The organism is Spirosoma endbachense (assembly GCF_010233585.1).
GTDB classification, from domain to species: domain Bacteria; phylum Bacteroidota; class Bacteroidia; order Cytophagales; family Spirosomataceae; genus Spirosoma; species Spirosoma endbachense.
Genome location: NZ_CP045997.1, coordinates 5,395,316 through 5,421,444, shown reverse-complemented (window position 1 = coordinate 5,421,444; position 26,129 = coordinate 5,395,316). Strand labels below are relative to the sequence as shown.

Annotated in this window: 15 protein-coding genes; 9 read left to right on the top strand and 6 right to left on the bottom strand. The window is 48.5% G+C overall.

Annotation, left to right across the window (positions count from 1 at the left end; all coding sequences use genetic code 11):
- Positions 1-24 precede the first annotated feature (24 nt).
- Together GJR95_RS21795 and GJR95_RS21790 are read right to left on the bottom strand one after the other, a co-directional pair.
- Positions 25-768: a LytR/AlgR family response regulator transcription factor gene (locus GJR95_RS21795; RefSeq protein ID WP_162387865.1), complete on the bottom strand. Its 744-nt coding sequence runs from the start codon at positions 766-768 to the stop codon at positions 25-27.
- Positions 746-4,012, bottom strand: a complete 3,267-nt coding sequence (locus GJR95_RS21790) for a sensor histidine kinase (protein WP_162387864.1) — start codon at positions 4,010-4,012, stop codon at positions 746-748. Before GJR95_RS21790 ends, GJR95_RS21795 begins: the two co-directional genes overlap by 23 nt.
- 13 nt (positions 4,013-4,025) lie before the next feature.
- Here GJR95_RS21790 and GJR95_RS21785 point away from each other — a divergent pair, with 13 nt between their 5' ends.
- The 3 genes from GJR95_RS21785 (at position 4,026) to GJR95_RS21775 (ending at position 8,819) form a co-directional block, all read left to right on the top strand.
- A complete protein-coding gene (locus GJR95_RS21785) occupies positions 4,026-4,907 on the top strand; it encodes an SGNH/GDSL hydrolase family protein (RefSeq protein WP_162387863.1) in 882 nt (293 codons plus the stop codon).
- A gap of 134 nt (positions 4,908-5,041) precedes the next feature.
- Positions 5,042-7,261 carry a VWD domain-containing protein gene (locus tag GJR95_RS21780; protein ID WP_162387862.1) on the top strand — a complete coding sequence of 740 codons (2,220 nt, stop codon included), beginning with the start codon at positions 5,042-5,044 and terminating at the stop codon, positions 7,259-7,261.
- Between the two features lie 4 nt (positions 7,262-7,265).
- Positions 7,266-8,819 (top strand): right-handed parallel beta-helix repeat-containing protein, encoded by a 1,554-nt coding sequence (locus tag GJR95_RS21775; RefSeq protein WP_162387861.1) that lies wholly within the window; start codon positions 7,266-7,268, stop codon positions 8,817-8,819.
- Positions 8,820-8,823: 4 nt separating this feature from the next.
- On the opposite strand, the gene rodA is transcribed toward GJR95_RS21775, so the two are convergent.
- The 3 genes from rodA to GJR95_RS21760 form a co-directional block, all read right to left on the bottom strand.
- Complete coding sequence (gene rodA, locus GJR95_RS21770) at positions 8,824-10,104, bottom strand: rod shape-determining protein RodA (protein ID WP_162387860.1); 1,281 nt, start codon at positions 10,102-10,104, stop codon at positions 8,824-8,826.
- A gap of 91 nt (positions 10,105-10,195) precedes the next feature.
- On the bottom strand, positions 10,196-12,145 hold the full coding sequence (locus GJR95_RS21765) for a penicillin-binding transpeptidase domain-containing protein (RefSeq protein ID WP_162387859.1): 1,950 nt from the start codon (positions 12,143-12,145) through the stop codon (positions 10,196-10,198).
- A gap of 136 nt (positions 12,146-12,281) precedes the next feature.
- Positions 12,282-13,304 (bottom strand): SMP-30/gluconolactonase/LRE family protein, encoded by a 1,023-nt coding sequence (locus tag GJR95_RS21760; RefSeq protein WP_162387858.1) that lies wholly within the window; start codon positions 13,302-13,304, stop codon positions 12,282-12,284.
- A 234-nt stretch (positions 13,305-13,538) separates the two neighbouring features.
- On the opposite strand from GJR95_RS21760, the gene GJR95_RS21755 reads away from it, so the two are divergent.
- A complete protein-coding gene (locus GJR95_RS21755) occupies positions 13,539-14,972 on the top strand; it encodes a Gfo/Idh/MocA family protein (RefSeq protein ID WP_162387857.1) in 1,434 nt (477 codons plus the stop codon).
- Between the two features lie 77 nt (positions 14,973-15,049).
- Here the strand turns inward: GJR95_RS21755 and GJR95_RS21750 are convergent, their stop codons facing one another.
- On the bottom strand, positions 15,050-19,156 hold the full coding sequence (locus tag GJR95_RS21750; RefSeq protein WP_162387856.1) for a glycosyl hydrolase: 4,107 nt from the start codon (positions 19,154-19,156) through the stop codon (positions 15,050-15,052).
- 333 nt (positions 19,157-19,489) lie between these two features.
- On the opposite strand from GJR95_RS21750, the gene GJR95_RS21745 reads away from it, so the two are divergent.
- From GJR95_RS21745 to GJR95_RS21725, 5 genes are all read left to right on the top strand, one after another.
- Complete coding sequence (locus GJR95_RS21745) at positions 19,490-21,124, top strand: amidohydrolase (RefSeq protein ID WP_232540821.1); 1,635 nt, start codon at positions 19,490-19,492, stop codon at positions 21,122-21,124.
- 207 nt (positions 21,125-21,331) lie between these two features.
- Positions 21,332-22,192: an ABC transporter permease gene (locus GJR95_RS21740; protein WP_232540820.1), complete on the top strand. Its 861-nt coding sequence runs from the start codon at positions 21,332-21,334 to the stop codon at positions 22,190-22,192.
- A 10-nt stretch (positions 22,193-22,202) separates the two neighbouring features.
- A complete protein-coding gene (locus GJR95_RS21735; RefSeq protein WP_162387854.1) occupies positions 22,203-23,480 on the top strand; it encodes an ABC transporter ATP-binding protein in 1,278 nt (425 codons plus the stop codon).
- Between the two features lie 22 nt (positions 23,481-23,502).
- Positions 23,503-25,119: a glycosyltransferase gene (locus GJR95_RS42195; RefSeq protein WP_232540819.1), complete on the top strand. Its 1,617-nt coding sequence runs from the start codon at positions 23,503-23,505 to the stop codon at positions 25,117-25,119.
- Positions 25,116-26,129, top strand: coding sequence for a polysaccharide deacetylase family protein (locus GJR95_RS21725; RefSeq protein ID WP_162387853.1), 1,014 nt, complete (start codon positions 25,116-25,118; stop codon positions 26,127-26,129). Before GJR95_RS42195 ends, GJR95_RS21725 begins: the two co-directional genes overlap by 4 nt.

Below are 26,129 nucleotides of genomic sequence, written 5' to 3'. Positions count from 1 at the left end.
TATTTCCAGAAAATACCCTGCCAATCAGTCTCCTGATCGGGTAAACAGGTTCTGGCGTATCCGGCGCGACATCGTAATGGCGGTTCCATCGTTTAGGTTGACCGTACCATCCCGCCCAATGAGCGTCACAAACTGCATGTTGACCAGATGAGATTTATGCACCCGAACAAAGTCGTGCTCTTTCAACATGATTTCAAACTCTTTCAGCGTACGGGAAGCACAAAAACGACGATTCCCAGTCATATACAGGAACGTATAGTTTGAATCCGCTTCGCAACGAATAATCTCGGCTATGGGCAGCATATGTATACCTTCGGTCGTTGAGACGGGCAATTTATGCTGCTGGATCGTGGGTGCATTGAGATTACCTACCAAATTCTGAATCAACACCTTACGTGGCACCTGATATGACTGTCGGTGCAGAAACTTATCGAATGCAATCCGCAGATCATCGACGTCAATTGGTTTTAGCAGGTAATCCAGCGCACTGACTTTAATGGCCTGCAAGGCGAATCGGTGATAGGCTGTCGTGAAAATAATGTCAAAATCCCATTCATCAACGGCATTCAGCACATCGAACCCATTCATCAACGGCATCTCCACATCCAGAAAAATCAGATTCGGTTTCAAGCGCTGAATAAATGCTATGCCTTCGTCGGGGCGGGTTGCTTTGGCAAACGTGGTAATTTCGGGTAAGTGTTTCTGAACCAGTATTTCCAGCACGTGGCAGGCCCTGGGCTCGTCGTCAATGACCAGTGCTTTGTACATGAGTAGTGGTATGAGTGAATTTGGTACGAAGAGATAGTTCTGTAATGATTGGCAACCATACGCTTACCCGCGTACCACCTGGCTCCCCTGTAGCATCGGTCAGGTCGTCGATCTGTAGGCTGCCCTGCCCCCAGCCGCTCTTTTCGAGCAGCGTTATTCGTTCGGCAACCAGCTTTAACCCCTGCGAGGTCCCATACACTGTTTTCCTGCTTTCCGATGCTTTTTTTCGGCCTACACCGTTATCGTCAATCACGGATAATAGCCGGTTAGGGCCATCAAGACGGATCGCTATCTGGAGTTTTCGTGGCCCAGTCTGATGAACCAGGCCATGCCAGATTGCATTTTCAACCAGCGGTTGAAAAATCAGTGAGGGCACTTGCCAATTATGCGTATCTACTTCAGAATCAATGTCGATCGCGTAGTGCAGCGGCTGCTCGAACCGGAGCGCTTCCAGTTCGAGATACAGGCGAATCAAATCCAGTTCGTGTTGTAACGAATGAATATTCCGGGCCGATTCTTCCAGTACCATGCGCAAAAGCCGGGAAAATTTCGACAAATAGCGGTACGCCGTATCCGTATCATCGGCCAGAATGCATTCCTGAATCGAATTAAGGCAATTGAAAATAAAATGCGGATTCATCTGAGCGCGTATGGCCCGCGTTTCCAGTTCGGCGATCAGTTGCGCCATGCGGCTTCGTTCCGTTTCCTGACGCTTGATTCGCCTTTCCCGAAATCGAATCAATAGCCAGATTCCCGTTGCCAGACCTATAGCCAGCAAACTCAGAAACCACAAGCGTTGCCAGAATGGAGGCAGTACATCGAAGGAAAACGAAGCCGTTTTACTCCAGATCCCGCTAGCCGATGTTCCTCGAACGGAAAACGTATAATGGCCCGGTTTCAAGCCTGAATAAGTAACTGTGCTTTCGCTTCCGGAGGTATTTCGCCAGGTCGATTCCGCCCCATCGAGTCGGTAACGGTACCGATTAAAGCCCGGATTGGCCAAACTCAGGAGCGCAAGACGAAACGTCAGCGCATTCTGCGAAGCGGAAAGCTGCCGAATTTCGGACGTATCACTGAGCAGATTACCAGACTTGCTGACTGCTAACCCAACAGTGCCCGATTCGTCACGAAGCCGAACATCGGTTATCAACACCGATAACGCAGGGTGCTGAGGGTGTAATTTGTTCAGACTTACCCGCAGTAATCCCTCCGTACTGCCAACCCAAAGTGTACCAACCGGGTATTCAATTAAATGCGGATTCAGAAACGATTCGCTGAAAAATCCATCTTTATAGTCAAAATTCTGGATTTGCTCTGCCGGTCTATTGATTGACAGGCAGGTTAGAGCCGTGGTTGCAACAGCCCAGATTCGCCCGCTGCTATCGACAAGCAGATCACTAAACGAATTGGAAGGCAGCCCATCCTGCTGTGTATATTGGCGGATAAGCGTAAACTGCCCGTTCTTCAGTTCGCCCCGCAATAGCCCGCTTCCCTCGGTTGCCAGCCAGATATGGCCGTTTTTATCCTGTACAATTTTCCGGACAGACCGAACGGTGGTTTGGTTAACCGTCAGCAGATGGTTCTGAAACTGACCATTTCGAAATGATACCAGCCCAAAGTCGCTGGCAAGCCAGAGCGTGCCGTCGGATGTTTCCAGCCCCGAAAAAAAGATCGTGAATTTATAGCGGTTTACTTTATGCTCGTAGAATTGAAGCCGGTATCGATTACTTGTACTATCATAAGTAATTTGCGTAATACCCACATCGCCTACAGCCCATAACCTACCTGATTTACCCGGAATAATAGCATTGAAAGCTTCATTGACCAGACCGTCGGCAAGGGTATAACGACGGGTTTGCCAGCCATCAAATGAAAAGAGTCCCTGATAGGTGGTTGCCAGCCAGAGCGTTCGATGGCTGTCCTGCTTAATAGCACTCACGCCCGCAATCGGTGCCAGACCCGCCAGCATTTTTTTCAGCGTGTCGCGTTCCCAAGTAAATACACGCCCATGATGTGCTCCCACCAGTAATTTGTTATCATACAGACCAAACCCGTTAATTTCGCTTCCACTTACGGATTTTGGCAGTGGTATTCGCTCAAAAAAAGAACGTCGGATTTTGAGAAGTCCTTCATTAGTCGCTACCCAAAAAATACCTTCCCTGTCGATGTACAGCTTGTTGAAGCTGCTATTGGTTTTCTCGTACAGGTCCAATAACGAAATTGGGTGGTTATCGGCTGGACCTTGCCGATGTAACCCATAAGACAAATACCAGAACTGGTTAGCCTGATATACCACATCGGTGGAATAAATATTGGGAAAAAACCGCTCTTCGTTGCCGTTATGAAGTCGAATATAACCCAGCGGGTCGAAGGTTGTAAAGACAAGATCGTCCGACGACCGAACGGCCAGTGCCTGAATTTCGACCTTTCGGTGCTGGTTTGGCCACAAACGCACCACCTGCTTCCCTTTTTCATAGCGAAACAAGCCATAGTTAGCTCCTGCATATAACCGCCCTTTTTCATCAAAAGCCAGCGTAAACACCCGTTGATGAGCTAATTCAGGCACTAATCGTTCGTAGCCGGGCAACGGTCTGGGCTGGATGGCAGTAGCGGGTGTACGGACAATCTTCTGGAGATCAGACTTGTCAATGGCATACGCTCCGCTGCTGGTTCCGCACCATAAATTCTGCTGCTTATCGAAAATCAGGCAGTTCATCCGAAGAAATCGGTCCGTTTGCAGGCTTTTAACGGCATGGGCCGCTCCATTCCTGACAACGAATAAACCATCCTCTGTTCCGACCCAAAGCTGACCGTCCTTGTCTTCGGCAAGCGCGTTTACTACGCCAAGCCAGCGCCCCTCCTGCGAAACACTGATGGTCTCGAATCGGAACCCGTCGTAACGGACCAGGCCAATGTCGGTTCCGAGCCAGAGGTAGCCCTTTGCATCGCGAAACAAAGCCCGGATGTCGGAAGCGGGCAAGCCCTGCCGCAACCCGATTGTCTCGACCACAAACGACGACTGCCCCAGCGAAGCATACGTCATGAGGGTCATGAGCAATCCCATAAAAAGCTGAACAACAGGCATGACAGCGGGCAGGTATTTCGGAGAGACAAGGTACGCCCGTAATTCTACGCAGTCAATCACTTGCCCGACCGTTCCCTCAACGGCTACACCCGTTCCGTCAACGGATTGGATTTTCAGCCCACTCAACACCACATTCACCCTGTCAAATGGCAAAACCATGAACTACTCACCGATGAAAAAGACACTGTTTTTCTTTTTAGTACCGCTCCTTCTTGCCTGTAGCCAGGGCGGAAGTAACGACCCCGCTCCGGGAACAGGTAGCAGCACAACACCCGGCACCGGCACCAATCCGGGTACTGGTTCATCGGCGCTGGGCAAAGGCCAGCCCGGAGTAGTCGGACTGGCAGGTATTGACGCCTGGGATAAGCTGGCCGTTTCTGAACGAGACCGCATCAAAGGCTGGAATACGCTTTTCCTCCATCAGTCAGTTGGTCAGGATCTGGAAGAGGGCGCAAAGGCCAATGGGTTTCCATTCGAGTATTATGGCAAAGGTGATCAGACAACGAAAGGGCTTCACGGCGGCATTTTCGTCGATGTGGGCGGCATTCCCAATGGAAATCCACAGGAGAAAATCAGGGTGTTCCGCGAAAACGCATTGGCCAATAAAGCCAGCCTGAACATTGCGGTATTCAAGTTCGGGTACGTCGATATTCAGGACAACAATTTTGAGCAGGTAAAAACAGACTACAAAAAAATGGTCGACGAGCTGCGGGCGGCCATTCCGGGGCTTCGCTTTGTGCATCTGACCCCGCCACTGGTCTATTCAACAGCAGATTATGAAGGCAACGCGGCCAAAATGAAGGTCGGTCAATGGATGGAATCCACCTTCAACGCTACCGATGTCATTTTTGATTTGCAGGAACTCGAAAGCAACAACGGAGCCTGTCAGCAAACCAATGTCTGGCGCATCTGTCCTGAAAACCGCAATACGGCTGCCGACCCATCGGATGTCAATGGCGTAGACTCGTCTGATGGACAGGGTCATATCGGCAAAAAAGCAGGACAGCGAATCAGTAAAGCACTTTTGATGAGTATTTACAACGCTGGGAAATAAAAATCGCTGGACTCTGGCAGGCACGGGGATGTTGATTTTTAACCTAACGAGCCTGCCCAGTGTGTTGACCTCTGATGGGCAATTTTCGAAAACGATAGACTACTTACCGACCAAAAAGTAACCACCAAAACAAAATGAAACAGTCAGTTTGGGCAATAAGCTGCCGGATCCTATGCAGTGTGTTCACGCTGCTACTGCTTCTGGTACCGCAATCGTGCAAAGAAAAAGACACCAGTCCGACAGCCACCTCCGACGGACCAGTGTCGATTCGTTATCACCAGCTCATCATTGAATGTACGGAATTGGCCTCTCAAAATAAGGGCGTGGCCATTCTTGACTTTCGGTTCGATACCTACGCGAATCAGGAGGTTGAAGGCTTTGCATCGGGCAAATACCTGGCGTTCCAGACGACCAGCTATTCGGCTATCGATGCGGCTATTCAGACGGCGAATACGGATATTGCCAACAAAGCAGCAGAGGTGAAAACGTTTGGGATACTGACCGATTTTGTTGCGAACAGACTCTCAAAAGTACAGGGCTATACGGTTACGAAAGAACTGGTGGCCGATGCCATCTGGGGTGTACTGGCAAACGAAGAAACAACGATTGCCAAACTGCACGGTAAGCAGAAATCGTTCGACATTGGCGACTTTCTGGTCGCGCTCATCGCTACACCCGCGCAGGCTCAAATCCGCCTGGGCCGCCACTCAAATGGTAGTATCGATTATCATAGCTCTTATTACTATAGCCCACCGGCTCAACCCGGCAGCCCACTGCCCGAATACCGGATGAATATTCCATCGACCGGAAATGCTCCAATGCCTTCCAATACTGCACCCGTCCAGCGGAACTCGCGCGGAGAAACCCCCGCCGAGCAAGCCGCCAGGGAAGAAGCCGCCAGAGCCGCAGCCCAGGCGGGCCGTACCAATCGGGGGCCTCGCAGTGTTAGTGATGCCTTTTCGGGAATTTTTGATCGGCTGGGCGATGGTCTGGGGAACGCGGCAGACGCGTTGGGCAGAGCCCTGGGTGACCCTCATGTTATTACGCACGATGGTTTGACGTATGATATTCAGACACTGGGTGAGTTCGTTTCAACCAAAGGCGACAACATTGAAATACAGGCTCGGCAGGAAGATACCTTCAAAACCAATCGGGCCACAGTCAACACGGGTGTTGCAGCACGAATCGGGGCGGATGAAATCTGTTTATTAATTAAACCGGCGGCATTGGATGAACCTCGTCTGTTTGTCAATAAAAAAGAAACGGCCCTGTCGGCATTAACGCAGCTTTCGCTCACCAACGGCAATAAGTTACGGCTGGCGGGTAAAGAAAAACTGGTATTTAGTAATGCGCAGGGCGAAGGGGTAACGATCTATTGGAATACACCCTACCTCGACTATGCCGTCATGCTTGATAAGTCCCGAAAAGGGAAAGTAGCCGGTCTGTTGGGCAATTACGATGGTGACGATAAAAATGACATTCAACTGGCTGATGGCACGACCGTCGAACGAACGTTTCCGCTTATTCACACTACGTTTGCGGATAGCTGGCGGGTGAGCAACCAAACGTCATTGTTCGTCTATGAGGCAGGTAAAAATGCAGACTCCTACGCCGACCGGACTTTTCCTAAAACGTTTCCGCTGATCGATTCCGATAAGTATACCTGGGCAGAAGGTGTTTGTCAGACCGCTGGTATAACCCGCCAGCCTGAGTTGGGAAACTGTATTTTTGATGTAGCTATTACGGGCGATCCACGCATGGCTCAGTCGGCGCTGCTAAGCCAGCGGGAATTTCCGGCCAGCCCCGATGTCAGTGTCTTCACCAATCTCAAACTCGACCTGAAAGAAGGCCAGTCGAACGATCCGCAAACCCGCAATTTGCTGGACCTCGACAAGGGTACGTTCTACCGGTTTGCCGATGGTGCATCGGTTGCTTACGATATCGACGTGGTGTTCGATTATTATTCAGGGCCCTGGTTTGCGGGGCCACGGGCGGTCAAAAACTGCGGGGTTTCGTGCGGTGCCTACACCATCTGGCCTCAAATTGACCAGCAAAAGTGGCCCCTGTTTCCTAATACATTTCTACGATACACTAGCATTCCGGCTAACCAGTGGAATACGTTTGCCAATGCCGCTGATCTACGTAAAGCCTGGACATTCGATGCCGGAGCCGACGAAAAAACGGAACTGGTCACCGCTCTTTCCGACCTGACTACGTCGGTGCCGCTTACGCAGTATCTGTGGTCGTTCAGGACGCAGCAGGGCAAAAAAGGCCTTATCCGCTTCACACAGGGCCAACATACCAAACCGAATAGCACCGCTTCGTTTGTGTTCGACATAAAGATTGAACGATAGGCCCATGAAATCGAACCTGAAGCTCCTTACTATTCTCGTTATCGCCCTGTTCAGCTTAACCCAGTGTAAAAAAGCCGAAGATACTCCATCGCCTGCGGTTATCGCCCCGCCTGGCAGCACAACCAGCGCACCGGGTAGCGATACCTCAACGTCGCCAATCACTTCAGGGTTTGCCTGTAACGAATTCAACCCAACACCCCGAACGTGGTATGTAGCCCTCAATGGTAGCGATGCCAATGATGGAACCCTTGGCAAGCCGCTCAAAACGATTCAGAAAGCGGTCGATTCGGCCAAGCCCGGCGATGCTGTCGAGCTACGCGCCGGTACGCACGAGAGTAAGGAAATCAAGATTCGCACCTGTAACCTCACGCTTCGGTCCTATCCCGGCGAATGGGCTATTATCAAAGCGGTGACAAACATTGAGGATATTACATCGGTGCTGTGGTATCGTGAGCCAACTATTACAGGCGGTCTGATCGAAAATCTGGAAATCGTGGGTGGGTACCTTTATGGCATTAAGCTTGAAAACAATTGGGAAGATGGCGAACCCATTCGTCGGGCAGTCAGCGATTTAACGATTCGCAATTGCCGCATTCACGATACGGGCCGCGACTGCATCAAAATTGTGCCGGGCTGTGCAAACATCCAGGTACTGAATTGCGAGATTCATCATTCGGGCGTTGGACCAGCCAACGTTACGGCAGACAATGCGGAGGGAATCGATAATGTGAATGGGTCGAAGATGATCGTGCGTAATTGCTACTTTCATGACATTGCAACGAACGGTCTCTATGCCAAAGGTGGAGCTAAAAACTGCATCATCGAAAACAACCTGATCATCAATTGCGGGGAGTTGGGCGTTGCGGCAGGCAATACCGACACGGACGAAGAATGGTTCGACAAAGACAATACGGATTATACCGAAAGCTTTGATATGATTATCCGAAACAACATTATCGTCAACGCAAAATGGGGTGGTGTTGGGTTATTTGCGGCTCTTCGCCCCCAGGTCGTCAACAACACGTTCGTGAATGTGGCAAGTGAGACATACGGTGCTTTATACATCAGTCGGGGTGAAACGTATGTCGGCTCTAACGGTGCGCTCAGAACCCCGCCCTGCCGCGATGTGAAGATACTGAACAACATTTTCGTGCAGGCGCAGGCAGGCGACCGCGCCATGATCCGTATCCGCTACAATGACGATGATCAGGCAGAATCGCTTACCGGGACGAATCAGATTGATTATAATCGTTACTTCAGAACCGGCAAATCGGCCATTTATGAAAATCGGCAAAACAGCGACCTTACCTTCGCTCAGTGGAAATCAGCGACCAAATTCGATGCCCACAGCACTGAAGGCGACCCGAAACTCAATAGCCAGCATCACCTTCAAGCCGGTAGCCCCTGTTTGAAAGCCGGGCTTCCTATGGCTATCGTTACAACTGATTATGACGGAAACAACCGTTCCGGGAACCTCGATCTGGGTGCTGACGAAGTCGGCGGAACGGCGCTGTCAGTCCCACCACCGGCCAGCGTTATTGGAACAGGGTTGAAATAAGCCCTTACCTTCTTGTGAATGCGGTTCGGCGCGAATCGAGCTTTAGAAAGATAAACAGCAGAATCGAAAACGACCAGAGCGACGACCCTCCATAGCTAAAAAAAGGCAGCGGAATGCCAATAACGGGCATTAGCCCAATGGTCATACCAATGTTAACCATCACGTGAAAGAAGATAATCCCGGCCACGCAATAGCCGTAAACCCTGGCAAATTTACTCCGTTGTTTTTCGGCCAGAATCACAATACGCGAGAGCAGTCCGATGAACAACGCGATGACAACGGCGCTGCCAATAAAACCATGTTCCTCGCCAATGGTACAGAAAATAAAGTCGGTGCTCTGTTCCGGGACGAAATCGAATTTAGTCTGCGTTCCTTCCAGAAACCCTTTGCCCTGAAGCCGACCCGACCCAATCGCGATTTTAGCCTGCGTCACGTTCCAGCCGACGCCCAGTGGATCGATGGTTGGATCGACGAGTACTTTTATGCGATTACGCTGGTGCTTTTGAAGGACGTTATTCACGAAAAAATCAACACCCGTCACAAACACCATCATCATCACGCCAACAACGCCCATCGAAATCAGGTTGCTCGTTGTGCGGTTGTAGCGTGGCATCAGGGCAATGACAAGAATCAGCAACGCTACAATACCGATGAAGATGTACAGCTTCGGAAAAACGAGTGCCAGCACAAACAGGGCGGCTGCTGTAATGCCCACGGCCGGAATCCAGCCCGGTAGCCCCTCTCGATAGAGCATGATGGCAAACGACGCAAAGACCAGGGTTGAGCCGGTTTCATTCGAGGCAAGAATCAGAATACAGGGCAACACAATGATACCGCCAATGTACATCAGCTCTTTCCGCCGGGACAGATTAATTCCCGGCACATCCAGATACTTCGCTAAGGCCAGCGCCGTTGCCACTTTCGCAAATTCGGCAGGCTGAATGGAAACCGATCCAAATTTGAACCACGATCGCGATCCGTTTATGTTCGTTCCGGCTACGAGCACCAACAGCAGCATCAGGATCATGAACGCGTAAAACAAATACGCAAACGAATCGAAAAATTTATGATTGATGACCAGAATACAAATGATCAGAATAACCGTCGTACCGATCCACATCATCTGTTTCCCGGCATTGGTTGTCATATCGAACAGGCTCGTATGATCTTCTGGACTATAAACGGCGGCATAGACATTGAGCCACCCCAAGGCTACACAGCCGAGGTATAGCACTAGAGTTAGCCAATCGATGTCCTGAGTGAATGGGTCGTTATTGCGAGACAATTTAGTTTGTCGTTTATGTAATTTGTGGTCTATGGTTTGTTCGTTAACGTGTAACGCTCAAACTAGAAACTCTAAAACCACAAACTTATTTTTAATTTCCACTGATAGCGCCCATTGTTGTAGTCGACTTTGGCTTTGTGGATGTCATGAATGGCTTAGCCGCTTTCTGCGTCGTGTCTTTTTTCGACGGAGCGGGTTTCTTTGGGGTTATCAGCGAACTGGCAGGCGGCATATAATTCGATGCTAAAACCTGCTCTTCCAGTTTTTTGGCTTCCGTTTTGCGTTTCAGGTAGCGTTCGGCAACCAGGGCCGCTACAGAGGCTGCTGCTTTTCCACCCCATCCGGCATTTTCAACGAATACTGCAACGGCAATTTTAGGATCATTCATCGGAGCAAAGCCGATAAAGATCGAGTGGTCAAACTTGTGCCCGAATTTGGCATTCTGCGATGTTCCTGTTTTTCCGCACAAATCGATCCCCTCAATGTTAGCCAGTGGCGTTACTGTTCCATGAGCAACCGCCCCGCGCATACCGTCGATAACGGGGAGGTAATATTTGTACTCAATGCCGGTTTCGTGCCGTTCGCGGTATTCAGTTGGTAAACCATCACCTGCTTTGTCAAAACCTTTGATATAGTGGGGTGTAATGTACCAGCCCCGATTGGCAACGGTTGCGGCCAGATTGACCAACTTGAGCGGACTGATCAGTAGCTCCCCCTCGCCGATACTCAGCGAATAGACATTTGAAAATTTCCAGCGTAATGCACCCCGATACGCTTTGTCGTAATACTCGGGCGTAGGCAGATTACCTTTTAATTCACTTGGCAAATCGACACCCAGCTTACTACCGATACCAAATTTCTCGGCCATATCGTGCCACTGTTTCAGACCAATGGCCGATGCTTTGAAGGTATTATGCTCGCCGTTGAAATAGAGGAACTTACGGAAGACATAATAGAAATAAGGGTTGCACGAATTCTGAACAGCACCCCGCAGATTATTTCCTCCATGACAGTGGCAACGCATTGGCGACCCCGCATGACCATAAACCGTATTCGGAAAGAGCGACCCCTGCTGTTGAGCGACCAGCGCCTGAATCAGTTTAAAGGTCGATCCAGGCCGATAGCTAGCCATTATCGGCCTGTTAATCAACGGCTTATATGGATTTTTTATTAAAGCCCGGTAGTTTTTCGAGAAAAACCGGCTCGACAGCAGGTTCGGGTCATAGGTAGGTGCTGAAACCGAAACCAGAATTTCTCCCGTTGACGGTTCGACGGCCAATACCGCGCCAACTTTATTCTGCATCAGGCTATCAGCATACCGCTGCACCTCCACGTCGATGCCCGTAATGAGGTTCTGACCGGCTACGGCCAGTGTATCGTAAGCACCGTTTTTCCAGGACCCTTTATTGACGCCCCGAACGTTCTGCATCATAAACTTGACGCCCCGCTTGCCTCTTAATTGCTCTTCATACTGTTCTTCCAGGCCATTATGACCAACATAATCGCCTTGCCGATAATATGGAATATCCTGTTCTTCGAGTCGTTTTTTACTGATTTCGCTAACGTACCCAAGGGCATTGGCCATCGTATGGGCCGGGTAGGTTCGCATCGAACTAATCACCGGCTCAAAACCCCGATAATCGACCAGTGCATCCTGAATCCGGGCAAAATCTTCTTTGGAAAGCTGCCGCAGAAACAGCGACGGCTTAACGGGCGAATAATTTTTAGCCAGCCCCATGACACTGTCAAAATCGGACTGGGTAATATCCATCATCCGACAAAAAGCGGCTGTATCAGGAATACGGACTTGTTTGGGGGTTACATACAGATCGTAAACGGGCGTATTGTAGACGATGAGCTTATTATTTCGGTCATAAATCTGCCCCCGATAAGGGATTTCAATGACCCTCTTGATTGAATTCTTCGATGCTCCCAGCGAATAGGTATCATCCAGAACCTGCAAATAAAATAACCGAGCCAGATACGCCACCGCGACGAGGCAGAAAACGCCGATAATGACATACTTACGATTCTCCAACATGAGAATAAAAACCTAACTTTCAAGCGATGTACTCTCTACAAAGTTAGCTTAATAATGATGAATTATGAATGATAAACGATGAATGTCTTTTCGCTAATTTATCGATCACTTTTCATTCCTAATTCATCATTGCTTATTACCATCCTTTAGCCGTAGTTTTTATCCGACAGAGATACATATCGGCGGTAATGTAGAGCATGGAGCCGTCGTCGCCCCAGGCGCAGTTAGCGGTTGCTCCTCCAATTTTAATATGCCCCAGAAAATCGCCTGCGGGTGAGATCACCAACACGCCACCGGGACCTGTAGCCCAGAGGTTGCCTTCACGGTCAACTTTCATACCATCGAACCCTCCTTCCAGATTTTGCTTTTTCAGGCCATCGGCTCCAAACACAACCCGGCCTTTGCTCACCGATCCGTCTGGCTGCACGGCATAAGCCATAATGACGGGTCGGGATGGATCTGACTGAGCCACATACAACGTTTTTTCATCTGGCGACAAAGCAATGCCATTCGGGCGGGTCAGATCGCCGACAACCATAGAAACGGTTCCATTCTGAGCAATCCGGTAAACACCGAAGCCTTCGGTTTCCCGAGTGGGGTCTTTTTCTTTTTTGGGCATCCCATAAGGAGGGTCAGTAAAATAATAGCTGCCGTTGGAGTGCGCTATCACATCGTTTGGGCTGTTGAACCGCTTTCCGTTGTAATTATCGGCCAGTGTGCGTTTCCCACCAATCCCATCTAAAGGCATGGCCGTTACGCGCCGGTCGCCATGCTCACAGGCAATAAGCTGCCCTTTACGGTCAATGGTCAGTCCATTAGAGCCGGGCTCATCGCCGTACACACCCGTACCTGTATAGCCCGAAGGTTTCAGAAAGGGAGTAACACCCTCTTTTTCGGTCCACTTGAAAATGGTATTTTGCGGCACGTCGGAGAAGAGTAAAAAATTTCCGGCAACGGCGTCATGGTTTTTGACCCAGATTGGCCCTTCGGTCCATACGAAGCCACTGGCCAGTACTTCTATCTGGGCATCTTTCGGAATCAGTTTATCGATTCGGGGATCAAGTCGCACGACCTGACCAATGGTCGGGTAAGGCGTAGTTTGTGCAAGAATCTGGCCAACACTGGCCGTTATTAAACAAGTTAACACGAATGCTTTCATCTTACTGACAGTGATTTAGGAATAAGGACAAGATTACTAAAGTGATGAGGGGATTGCAATGTGAATAAGTGGTTTCAGCGGACTTTTTAATTATTAAATTTTTTAAAAATTAAATAAAGACTTCGGTTATTTTTACAGGAGATTCGCCGGAAACCAAGTTATAAGCGGCTGAAACCTTAAACAGCCCTGTAACAGCGAATACGCGACTTTTCAAATCCTCAATCTATTTTTATTATGAAGAACGACAAACGGGCGGTTTCATCAGAAAACAATGGGAAAAACTCCCGCCGATCTTTTCTGAAGACCCTCGGCATTGCCGGTACGGCCGCAGCCACGGCACCAGCTGCATTGGCAGAAACCAAAGCAATAGCTGCTCCCCAGTATCTGAATCTGGTAAAAAGCCATTCCAGTACTGCGGCTAATGACAAAGTTCGGATTGCCCTCATCGGTACGGGTGGCATGGGTATTGGCGATACTCAAACGGCCCTGATGGTCGATGGTATCGAAATGGTAGCAGCTTGTGATCTGTATGACGGGCGTCTTCGTCGTGCCAAAGAACTTTGGGGCGATCAGCTTCCGGTTACCAAAGACTACCGGGAGATTTTAGAGCGTAAAGACGTTGATGCCATCATCAATGGTACTACCGATCACTGGCACGAAAAAATCTCTACCGATGCCATGCGCAAAGGCAAGCACGTTTATTGCGAAAAGCCGATGGTGCAAAAGTTTGAGGACGGCCATACGCTGATTAAAGTCGCTAAAGAAACCGGCAAGGTCTTCCAGGTTGGTAGCCAGTTTGCCAGTTCATTGCTGATTGCCAAAGCTCGTGAATTGATGAAGGCGGGTGATATTGGCGAACTGGTCTTCGCAGAAGCTATTTATGACCGCCACAGTGCGATGGGTGCCTGGCAGTACTCGGTTCCGCCGGATGCTTCACCACAAACCGTTGATTGGGACACCTATCTGGGTAGTGCACCCAAGCGTGCCTGGGACCCACTCCGCTTTTTCCGGTGGCGTAACTATCAGGACTATGGCACCGGAATTGCCGGGGATCTGTATGTTCACCTGCTAACGTCTCTACACTGCATTACGGGGTCAAAAGGGCCAAATCGGGTATATTCGAGCGGGGGTACCCGCTACTGGAAAGATGGGCGGGATGTACCCGATATTCAGTTGAGCATCTACGATTATCCAAAAACGGCCGAACATCCTGAGTTTAACCTGACAACCCGCTCTAACTTCGTCGATGGCGGTGGTGGTAATTATCTGGTTCGGATTGTGGGCACAGAAGGCGATTTGTCGCTCGGTTTCGATAGCCTGACCGTTCATCGGAATAAATTTCCAAAGGCACCGGGTATGTCGATCGACAACTTCCCGAAAGACCAGAAGGAACTCTATATTCAGGAATACGCCAAGTTGTATCCACCCCATCCGGAACTGGAAGGCCCGAAAGAGCTTAAATACACTTTCCCTAAAGATTATAAGGGCGATCGGTACGAGCACTTTTCCAATTTCTTCAACTCCATCCGGACGGGTGCTCCGAACGTCGAAGATGCTACCTTTGGCCTTCGTGCCTGCGGCCCAACCCAGTGCGGAAACATGAGTTTCGCCCAGAAGAAGGCCATTAGCTGGGACCCGATCAATATGAAAATTATGGGCGCCGTTTAGCTGTTTTGCAAACGGTACCCCCTTCAAAACAAGGCCATATCCAGGAGATATGGCCTTTGTTTTTGGCTAAAACATCATTACTTCTTCGCAGCTAAAAGCGTATCCAGCGATTTCAGTTCAGCCACGCGTAACGTTACGGGCCCAATTAGGCCGGACTCGAGCAGTGGCGAGTCTTTGGTATAGTGCTTCCAGGTGGTAAATGTAATGCGGCCACCGGCAGGTTTAGGCTTACCCTGTTGATACCAGTCGGGTAATTGCTCAATAGCTCCATTGCTCAGGCTGGCAAATCCACTGGCTCCCCCGCCAGGCGTATATTTCGCTTCTTCCGGGCGGTATTCGTCGCCAATCAGGCGATTCGGCCATAGGTTCGTTACCCGGATTTCAATTGAATTCGCTCCAGCTTTTATGGCTTCAGTAACGTCAACCTGATAAGGCCGTTTCCAGAGAATACCCAGTTCTTTTCCATTTACGCGCACCTCCGCAATCACTTCTACCCGCCCTAAATCAAGCCACACCCGTTTAGTATTCCCCAATTTACTGGCTGGAAACGAAACAGTCTGGCTATAGGTCACCGTACCCGAAAAATGCTTTACGCCTTCGTCTGTGTGGGTATGCAATGATACCAGACGGGGTAAGGTGATGGTTGCCGGTGCACCCAAATCAGGTGGAAAACGGAGTTGCCAGGGTCCAGTCAACTCGATTGCTTTTCCCAGGCCAGAAACCTGAAATGCTGTATCCCGGCCCGCATTATCGCGAAGCGTATAACGACCATCCTGCCAGACCAGAAGGCTCGCTTTCTTCGCACCTGCTATGGCTACTACCGGCATTGGTTGCTCAACGTTTGGTAATTCAGCCGCCAGCTTCTGGATTTGGGTCTCATTAAGCACCTCCCGTACTACCTGTGGTGTGCTCATATCACCATTGTAGTATGAAGCCCCCTCGTTCAGATAGGCTTTTCCAATACCCGGATGGATTGGCTTTCCATTGCTCTCTCCCCGCTGGATGAGTTTTCCATTCACATAGACCGATGGTGCTCCAGCCTGATAAACAAGCGCAATATGGCTCCAGCCCGAAATAGCGGTTGGCGCAGCCAGTATAAAGACAGGCTTACCGGCTCCATGATGCCATACAGCTACACCATTTCGCCCCACGGTTAAGCCGCAGGTTTCGTGCCCTTCTCCGTATAAATCTTTCCCCGATGGTGGATAAATCGTATAATAGTCTGTCCACGGATCAGCTATATTGTCCATGAAGTTCCGGGTACTAAGCATGACATTCGACTCCGGTTTCGCCCAGAAAGCGATGGAAAAATTGTCGGTTACCTCTTTGTAGAGCGTTCGGGTAACAGCCGGGAATGGCTTTGTAGTTACTAGTTGTTTTGCGTCTTTCAACACCACTTGCAGTTGTTTGCCCGCAACAGGCTCCCGAAAAACAACAAATACCGAACCTGATGGGTCAAGCTGTACAGGAACGCGCATCCGCCCATCAGGTTCTTCGTAAATCCCTACTGGCGTAATGGTACCCGTATTGGCATCCCATAACTCCGGCTGGCGGCCATTTACGCGAAAGGTGCAGACAAGTTCTTCAGTCGTTCGACGCTGATTCGCCAGAAAATAGAGATCAGTTTGACCTATCCGCCGGTGTATGTAGGTAATCGGCGCATCTCCCGACCGGGACGAAACCTCAAAATCCGGCTTTACGCTTAGCTTTTCGAGTACGGTGGGTAACGCAATACCCCAGTAAACGCTGCCTTTTCCTACCCGGTTTTCAGTCAGCGTAGTACCATTTATGTTGCCCCACAACTCACCCACAATCTGTTTGAACTCTGGCTCACCAGCCGAGTAATCCCTCAGTCCCGGTGTTCGTTCGGGTTTTGCTCCGACCAGACACATCCCCTGATGAACCAGTTCGCGAAGTTTTCGAAGCAGTTCGAGCGTGATTGTTTTATAATCCTGAAGCACCAAAACCCGATAGCTCATCTCATCGGGCAACACAATCCGCTGATTCTCAATTTTTACCCGCCGGAGAATAACCTCGGCATTAATCAGGTCATAATCATGGCCTTGCGGAGGAGCAGGGCTAAGTTCATCCGGACTCACTTTGGTATAGAGCCCGCCCGACTCGCCCGTAAAATAAGCCAGATCAGCTACGAATAATCCTTGCTGAAGCAGGTATTGACAACGGGACAGGTAATTCACCCAACCTTTTCCGACCGACCACCAGGTTGTTGTTCGATCGAAATGAATGCCCCACGGCCCCATTGTCATGCCCGGCAATGCCGTTGGATGAGGTTGATGTGCATAGCGGTGAAAAATGATTCGGTTCAACCCCTGCGTGAACATTTTATCACCCGTAGCCTTCATGGCAAAGGGATATTCCTGCCACCGCGACGACTCTGGCTCTCCGGTGAATGCTTCTGCCCCTACAACCTGTGGTTTTTCGCCACCCTTTCCATTAATGTGAGCAATAGAAGCGGCTAATTTGGTCGTTCTGCGCATCGTCCAGTTATTCTGAAACAGCGTCGACAGACCATTCCAGAACTCGCCCATGTTCACATCGACCCGGGCTCCGATCTGCATTTCTTCCATTGGCCCGCGATCGTAGGGTTCGGTATAGGCAATGAGGTTATGTTGATGGCATAACTCCGTAAACTGACCATAGTAGTTATCGGCCATCAAGTCGGCCTGTATCCGCCGAAAATCCCAGAGGAATCGTTCTGTCGTATCAACGTTACCAACAGGGCGCCCGGTCAGCGTAGGCAGGTAGTTGACCAGATCATATCCGGCACGTTTCCCGAACTCCTGTGGAAATTCAGGCGTCCAGTTTTGCATACCGATCTCATACGAATCGATCAGTAATCCGACCTTACCCTTTTGAGCGAGTGAGCCAAGCGTTGGCAACAGATTCGCCATCATCTTGTTAAAATGGAATGTGATAGCCGTTTTGCTGTATTTGTCACATTCCAGCCCCACACCTGTGTCGGGAGCCGAACGATTTAATGCTCCTAATGGGGTGAATCCTATCCGCAAAATAGTCCACTGCCCGGCAGGTGCATTCCAGTTCAGGGCGCCCTCTTTGTCCATGTACTGCGTAATGTTAACAATAGACTCCGGTTTAATAGCGACATTGTCCAGACTAGCCGAAGCCGGTGCTACCTCCTCCCCATTAAAAACAGTATTGACTTTCTTCATCCAGTCCGTCAGGCGGGGCGTTCCCGAGAAGCGCAGCTGGGAAAGATTTCTTGCGGTTGCAGTAGTCAGCCGGAAAAAGCGGGCTTTTGTAGCTGTGAACTCCTTCATGGTGAAGTCATCGTCGGCCGATCGGCTTAAAGTCCCGGTAGCAACTTTTCTAAATTGACTCCCATCATCCGATGCTTCGAGCGTAAACACAGGCCCACCGCCAAAGCCACCCTGACCACCTGATTCGGAAGCGCCAGGCACAGATTTACTCACAAATGCAATCGATCGGGCCTCAAACCGCTCATTAAATTCAAGCTGTAGATAAGCCGATTTAGCGCCTTCGGCTGGCCGGATAGTAGCTCCTTCAGGGCTTTCGCCAGTCAACAGCTTACTATCGACTATTCCATTACCGGTTGTTATCTGTCTGATCAGCTTTGGCAGAGAAACCTCACCGGGCAAAGAGGGGAACGCCAGCACCTGCACATCGCGATAATAGCCCAGTCGAGTCAAGGGTTTAGGCAACGTAAGCGTTACCGTTTTTCCCCCATCAACATAGGCTTCGCTCCAGGTTATCTGCTGCATGGCCAATTCTGGTGTAATCCAGGGTCCACCGCTCGATGACCAGCCGGGGCAGTTGTGCATCGTAAATTCCAGTCCCAGCCGCTCGGCTTCCTTAATGGTATGTTCTTTCAGTTTAAGCCATTCCGGGCTCAAATACTGAACAGGCCCTTTGGGTATGCCCGTACCAGCATCGAAATTCTGAAAACCACCCAGGCCGATTTGCTGCATGGCTTCGAGATCACGAGTGATTCCATCCGCCGTAACATTACCATTCATCCAATGCCACCATGTTTGTGGTCGGGCCGATGCCGGAGGAGTCAAAAAATTGGTGGCTAATGAACCGGCATCAGGCACCTGGCTACTGCGCCTGATAATACCCGTAGGAGTAATTAATGCCACCAGGCCAGCAGCAGAGCTATTTTTCAGGAAGGTACGTCTTTTCATTTAGGGCTGATAGGATAAGTCCCGTTTTATCGGCTATACAAACTATCGTCTGCGCTGTACGATCCAGACACAACACGCTTTGTCTATAAAAAGCCTAATTATAAGCCCAAATATTACTAATCAATCAGCGACTTGCATCATGCACTTTCCTTTTCCTGTCTATTCTTTATAAAAATTTCCAACACACAGCTCTACAGAACTTCCTGGCTTATTAATCAGGCATAAGAAATTCCACATTTTCAGTATATTTATAAATAGTTAACCTAAATAGCCCAATATAATTTTATCATAACAATGAATTATAGAATAAAACCTCTATTACTTCTCTGCCTGATGCCTGCTATTCTACTGGCACAAGCCAAAAAGGCAAAACCGACTGTCGATAAAGTTGAGCGGCTCAAACAGGAGGCAATTGCTGCTATTGATCAGCGCAAGGATCAGGCGCAACAGATCAATGATATGCTGTTCAGCTTCGCGGAACTGGGTTTTCAGGAGGTTGAATCCTTTAAATACCTGACCTCTATCCTCGAAAAAGAAGGCTTCACCGTTCAGAAAGGCATTGCCGGTATGCCAACGGCCTGGGTTGCAACCTGGGGGTCGGGCAAACCCGTCATTGCCATTGGCTCTGATGTGGATTGCATACCCAAAGCCAGCCAGAAACCGGGCGTAGCTTACAAAGACCCAATTGTAGAAGGTGCGCCCGGTCACGGCGAAGGACATAATTCGGGGCAGGCTCTCAATATTGTGGCCGCCCTGACGGTGAAACAGCTGATGGAGAAAAACAAGATGTCTGGCACGCTGATGCTCTGGCCCGGTGTTGCCGAGGAATTACTTGGTGCCAAAGCCTTCTACGTTCGTGATGGTTACTTTAAGGATGTTGATGCCTGCATTTTTACCCACGTAGCCGATAACCTGAGTGTATCCTATGGCGACGTAGGGTATAACGGCATGATCTCGGTCAAGTTTACTTTTGAAGGTCAGGCTGCTCATGCGGCAGGTGCTCCGTGGCGGGGTCGTAGCGCACTGGATGCGGTAGAACTGATGAATATCGGCTGGAACTACCGGCGCGAGCATCTCGAATTAACCCAACGCTCCCATTATGTCATTTCCGACGGTGGCGATCAACCCAACGTCGTTCCGTCCAAAGCGTCGGTCTGGTATTACTTCCGCGAACGATCTTACCCTAAAATCAAGGCGCTATTTGAAAAAGGGATCAAAATTGCGGAAGGGGCTGCCCTGATGACTGATACAAAATTCACCTATGAGATTTTGGGGTCGGCCTGGCCGGGGCACTTCAATAAGCCCATAGCCTCAACGATGTATGAAAACATTAAGCGGGTTGGTCTGCCAACCTGGTCGCCCGATGACCAGTTGCTGGCCAAAGCGACCCAAAAGGAACTCCAGTCGCCCAAACGGGAAGGGCTGGCCATCAAGCTGGACACAATCGGAACGCCAATTCCAACTGGGCCAACGCTCATGATGGGTGGTCAATCGATGGTTCCTCTGACGGGTGGTTCCGACGATATTTCGGACATTTCCTGGGCAGTTCCAACGGTGGTGCTTCTTTATCCGTCCAATATTCCGGGGCTGCCGGGCCACCATTGGTCAGATGCTATATCTATGGCTACACCCATTGCGCACAAAGGGGTGGTGGCCGGGGCAAAAGCCGAGGCCATGACGCTTCTGGACATGCTCATGAAGCCAGAAATCATTCAGCAGGCTAAGGCATACTACACCGACGAGCAAACAAAAGAAACGAAATACCAACCACTGATTTCGTCGAAAGAAATACCGGCCATTTACCTGAATCAGAAAATAATGACTGAATTCAAGCCCAAACTGGAGAAATACTATTACGATCCCACTAAATATAAGACCTACCTGGAACAGTTGGGCATCAAGTATCCAACCCTCCGCGACGATCAGCGGGCGGAATTTGAGAAGAAGCCAGAGAGCAAAGGGAAGTAAGCAAAGAAACAATTAAGGATTAGTCTGCTAGCTTTACAGCCAGACTAATCCTTACCAATAAGGTATTCGTTTCGACTAATCTACCAAAATAGATATAAATAATCAATTGATTTTCAGTTACATAAAATTCGTAAACGTTGCTTTTATACAGGCTTTACTTTTTTCCATGCCAGTGCTTAGTTACTTTTGGATTAGTAGCTATAGAACATGAAGAGCGATTCCAAATCAGAAGAGTGGGAATGGGAGCTTACCAGTGAAACCAGTTGGTGGGATTGGAAACTAAAAGAAGTATGGGCTTACCGTAATCTTTGGCTCCGTTTGATCAGGAAAGATTTTCTACTCAATCACCAACAAACCCTGCTTGGACCGTTATGGATACTTTTCCAGCCTGTTCTGACTCTATTGACGTATGTACTGGTTTTTAATAAACTGGTTGGTATTTCCACGGGCAATATACCACCGGTATTATTTTACCTGATCGGTATTGCTTTATGGACATTCTTTAGTGAAAGCTTTATTGCTATCTCCTTTACTTTCACCCACTATGAATCCATTTTTCAAAAAGTATACTTCCCACGACTTATTGTTCCATTATCACTAGTAAGCGCCAACATCATACGACTTTTATTACAACTCCTGCTCTTATTCATACTAATTTTGGTTTATTGGAGTATTTACAACACACCCATCACTATAAGTTGGTGGTTACTTTTACTTCCGTTTGCGATAGCCGTAATTGGTATTAATGGCCTGTCAGCAGGCTTATTGTTTGCCGTTTTGACAGCTCAATACCGTGATTTAATCAATATTGTGAATATCGGCATTCGCTTAATGATGTTCATTACACCCGTTATTTACCCAGTAATCATTGTTCCAGACAATTTAAGACTGCTCATGGAGCTAAACCCCTTGTCTTCCTTATTCGAACTGAGTCGGTTCTGTATTTTTAACGAAGGGACATTTACTACTGGTCAATTGCTCTATAGTGTTTCCATCACGCTGCTTTTATTCGTCGGGTCTATGATGCTTTTTCATAAACGGGTGGACAAATTGATGGACGTTGTATAATTTATTTTCGATGTCAGATACGATCATTCAATTAGAAAACCTTTCAAAATATTACCGGCTGGGTACCATTGGGACTGGCTCGTTCCGGCAAGACCTCCAACGGTGGTGGACAACCACCGTTCATCGAAGAGACGACCCATTTTTTAGAAATCCAATGTCGCCCCATGACCCGTCTCGCCTGGTCGCATTAGATAATGTCAGTTTCGATATTAAGCAAGGCGAAGTATGGGGTTTAATTGGTTCTAATGGCGCGGGCAAATCGACATTATTAAAAATCATTTCCCGAATCACCCGACCGAGCAAAGGCGTTATACGTGGCAAAGGGACAATAAGCAGTTTGCTGGAAGTTGGAACAGGCTTTCATATGGAGTTGACCGGTCGCGAAAATATCTACATTAGCGGGCATATGCTGGGAATGAAAAAGGTCGATATCCAGCGAAAGTTTGATGAAATCATTGCCTTCTCAGGTATCGAAAAGTTTATCGATACGCCAGCAAAGCGCTATTCTTCAGGCATGTATATGCGCCTGGCATTTGCGGTAGCAGCTCACCTCGAACCTGATATTTTAATTGTTGATGAGGTACTGGCCGTTGGCGATGCCGAATTTCAGAAAAAATGCCTCGGCAAGATGCAGGAAGTTGCACATGATAAGGGGCGAACAATTCTGTTTGTTAGCCATAACATGCAGGCTGTCAATAATTTATGCCAAAAATCGGTATGGTTACAGCATGGACGGGTGAACGAGATTGGCGAAACACGTACTGTTGTCAGTAAATTTTTAGCCACCCTTCAGCAGAACAGTCTGCAACAGTCCTGGGAGGAGCCGGCAGATGCGCCTGGCAACAAATACGTCCGTATTAAACACGTCGAACTGATTCCCCAATTCAATAATGGGCAAACCCTGGTTGATGTCTGTACACCCCTGAAGTTCAGGTTTTCTATCTGGAATTTTGCGGCAGCAACTCAATTGAGCCTATCCTTACAGTTGTTTACCAATGTTGGCGAATGCGTTTTTGATATTCCTACGGCGAGCCTTACCTGTAATGAAGGAATACTGGAAGGCGAATGCACCATTCCGGGAAACTTCCTGAATGATGGCGCCTACTATTTATCACTCCGGATCATAAAAGATACGAACTCCGTTTTATTCGACTATCAGCAATGCTTATCGTTTGAGGTAGAAGATTATCGGGAAAACACAACATGGTTTGGCAAATGGCCGGGAATAGTTCGTCCGGCATTTCCATTCACGTGGCGGCAAACGTTAGTCAATCAAGTACACCAATAGGGCCAATTCGTCCAACCATCCTGTGGATTCACCCTTAGTTTCCGTAATTATTCCGTGCTATAATCATGGGCGTTTTTTACAACAAGCTATCGATAGTGTTGTCCGGCAAACGTATACCCCAATCGAAATTATAGTCGTCGATGATGGCTCTACCGATACAACCAAAACCATTGCCTTACGGAATCCTCAGGTTCGCTATGTATATCAATCAAACCAGGGATTATCGGCCGCTCGAAATACAGGCATAAGCCACAGTACAGGCGATTATCTTGTTTTTCTGGATGCTGATGACCTCTTGTACTCACATGCCATTGCCTATAATGTGAAGATGTTACTTAATCATCCTGAGGTAGCATTCGTTTCAGGAGGGCATCACACTGTTGACGCCGAATTGAACATTCTGAATACTATAAAACGGACTGTACTCACCAATCATTATAGAAACTTTCTGAGGATTAATTATATCGGTATGATTGCGACGGTTATGTACCGTCGAAGCATATTCGATACCTTACGTTTTGATGTAACCCTTAGAGCATGTGAAGATTACGATTTATACTTGACCATATCAGCAAAGTATCCCGTTCTGCACCATACTGAGGTTCTAACCGCTTATCGGCAGCATCAGACCAATATGTCGTCTGATTCGTCAATGATGCTATCGATTGTCCTTCAGGTGTTGCAACGACAGGAAAAAGCAATCCATGATCCAGAAGATCTTGAAGCGTATCAGGAGGGTATAAAAAACTGGTACACCAATTATTGTGAGCAGATGTATCACCAGCTCCTCGGCCCTAATGTCTCCTTAAGCGCTTTAACCAGAAAAAACTATGAGCAAGTACTCTACAAGCATAAACCCAAATGGTTTTTTCGCTATCAATTAATTACTAAACTCATGTTTATCAAGCCAATAGCCAAACGCATTATACCTAACTTTCTATTCCGATGGGCGTATCAGGCGGGTGTATTTCAAAGTTATCGGCCTAAAGTAGGTTCCATTCGGTTAGGTGATATTAAGCGGCTCAAACCAATAAGTAACTCGTTTGGCTACGACCGGGGTGGTCCCGTTGATCGTTACTACATCGAAAATTTCCTGCATCAACAAGCCGATTTGATTCGAGGGCGCGTATTGGAAATTGGCGACAATGAATACACAGTGCGCTTTGGCAGCACCAATGTTAGTCAAAGTGATATTTTACACGTTCATGCCGATGCTCCCCAGGCCACAATCATAGGGGACCTGACAGACCTTCCGCAGGTTGATGCGAATACATTCGATTGCATTATCCTGACCCAAACATTGCACTTGATCTATGATTTCCGGAGCGCCATACAAACGTGCCATCGGATTCTGAAACCAGGTGGTATGTTACTACTAACCTCGCCAGGAATCAGCCCGATCGATCATGGTGAATGGCAGAAAACATGGTACTGGTCGTTCAATGAATTATCGCTGGGACGAATTCTTACGGAGCATTTCCCTCCCGATCTTGTCAGATTGCAAACGTTCGGCAATGTATTCGTGGCTACGGCATTTCTATATGGAATGGGGCAGAGCGAACTAACTCAGCATCAATTAGATGCACAGGATTCTCACTATCCTGTTATCATTACGGCTAAAGTTTGTAAACCAGTATGAGCGTTCAGTCCCTTTGGTTGCGTCGGCTCCGGCAATCTATTTCCCCCAGCGTATTGGCACTGATGTACCATCGTGTGGCTGAGGTTACTGTTGACCCCTGGGATTTATGCATTAGCCCTGCTCATTTTGAGAAGCAACTACAATGGCTAAAAAAGACCAATCGTGTGATATCAGTTAATCAGTTAGTTGATCAGTTGCGAACGGGTAAGCTCACTCGCCGGGGGCTGGTGCTGACTTTCGATGATGGGTATACGGATAATTTTACGGTTGCCAAACCATTGTTGGAAAAATATGAATTACCAGCAACATTCTTTCTAACAACCGATTCTATTTTTAACAGGCAACCGTTCTGGTGGGATGAATTGCAATGCCTCATCTTTGATACGCACCTTCTACCTCAGACGCTTTCGGTACAAATTGCCGACGAAAACTTCCTGTTTGATCTGGGTGATGAATCAGAACTGACACAGAGTCTTGTGCAACTACAAAAATCATGGAAAGCAACCAGTCTTCCACCAACCAGGCGATGCAGTTTATATTTAAGCATCTGGAAGAAAATGCGGCCTTTACTTCACAATGACCAGCAACAAATTTTAGCTTATTTACGAAACTGGGCTAGATCTGATGTAAAAATACGACCCGAAGATTCAGCACTATCGCTAGCGCAGCTTAATGAATTGATCGATCATCCGTTTATCGATATAGGCGCTCATTCCTTATCTCATCCGGCACTGTCTGATCACAGGGAGGCTACTCAGCGCCACGAAATTGCTACCAGTAAAAATATACTTGAAAAAATTAGCCATCGATCCATAACTTCGTTTGCCTATCCGTACGGTGACTATGACAGCCATACGCAAAAAATAGTGCGTGAAGAAGGATTTTCGATTGCTTTCACGACAAACGCTGTACTAACAAGAGCTCGTAGCAATCAGTATCAAATTGGACGGTTTCCCGTTCCAAACTCCACGGGCGAACAATTACAAAAACAGCTTGATCAAATTTTATAA

What these genes read in the sequence shown, in the direction of transcription:
- GJR95_RS21795 (WP_162387865.1), bottom strand. Translation starts at nt 768, where the DNA reads ATGTACAAAGCACTGGTCATTGACGACGAGCCCAGGGCCTGCCACGTG.
- GJR95_RS21790 (WP_162387864.1), bottom strand. Translation starts at nt 4,012, where the DNA reads ATGGTTTTGCCATTTGACAGGGTGAATGTGGTGTTGAGTGGGCTGAAA.
- GJR95_RS21785 (WP_162387863.1), top strand. Translation starts at nt 4,026, where the DNA reads ATGAAAAAGACACTGTTTTTCTTTTTAGTACCGCTCCTTCTTGCCTGT.
- GJR95_RS21780 (WP_162387862.1), top strand. Translation starts at nt 5,042, where the DNA reads ATGAAACAGTCAGTTTGGGCAATAAGCTGCCGGATCCTATGCAGTGTG.
- GJR95_RS21775 (WP_162387861.1), top strand. Translation starts at nt 7,266, where the DNA reads ATGAAATCGAACCTGAAGCTCCTTACTATTCTCGTTATCGCCCTGTTC.
- GJR95_RS21765 (WP_162387859.1), bottom strand. Translation starts at nt 12,145, where the DNA reads ATGTTGGAGAATCGTAAGTATGTCATTATCGGCGTTTTCTGCCTCGTC.
- GJR95_RS21760 (WP_162387858.1), bottom strand. Translation starts at nt 13,304, where the DNA reads ATGAAAGCATTCGTGTTAACTTGTTTAATAACGGCCAGTGTTGGCCAG.
- GJR95_RS21755 (WP_162387857.1), top strand. Translation starts at nt 13,539, where the DNA reads ATGAAGAACGACAAACGGGCGGTTTCATCAGAAAACAATGGGAAAAAC.
- GJR95_RS21750 (WP_162387856.1), bottom strand. Translation starts at nt 19,156, where the DNA reads ATGAAAAGACGTACCTTCCTGAAAAATAGCTCTGCTGCTGGCCTGGTG.
- GJR95_RS21745 (WP_232540821.1), top strand. Translation starts at nt 19,490, where the DNA reads ATGCCTGCTATTCTACTGGCACAAGCCAAAAAGGCAAAACCGACTGTC.
- GJR95_RS21740 (WP_232540820.1), top strand. Translation starts at nt 21,332, where the DNA reads ATGAAGAGCGATTCCAAATCAGAAGAGTGGGAATGGGAGCTTACCAGT.
- GJR95_RS21735 (WP_162387854.1), top strand. Translation starts at nt 22,203, where the DNA reads ATGTCAGATACGATCATTCAATTAGAAAACCTTTCAAAATATTACCGG.
- GJR95_RS21725 (WP_162387853.1), top strand. Translation starts at nt 25,116, where the DNA reads ATGAGCGTTCAGTCCCTTTGGTTGCGTCGGCTCCGGCAATCTATTTCC.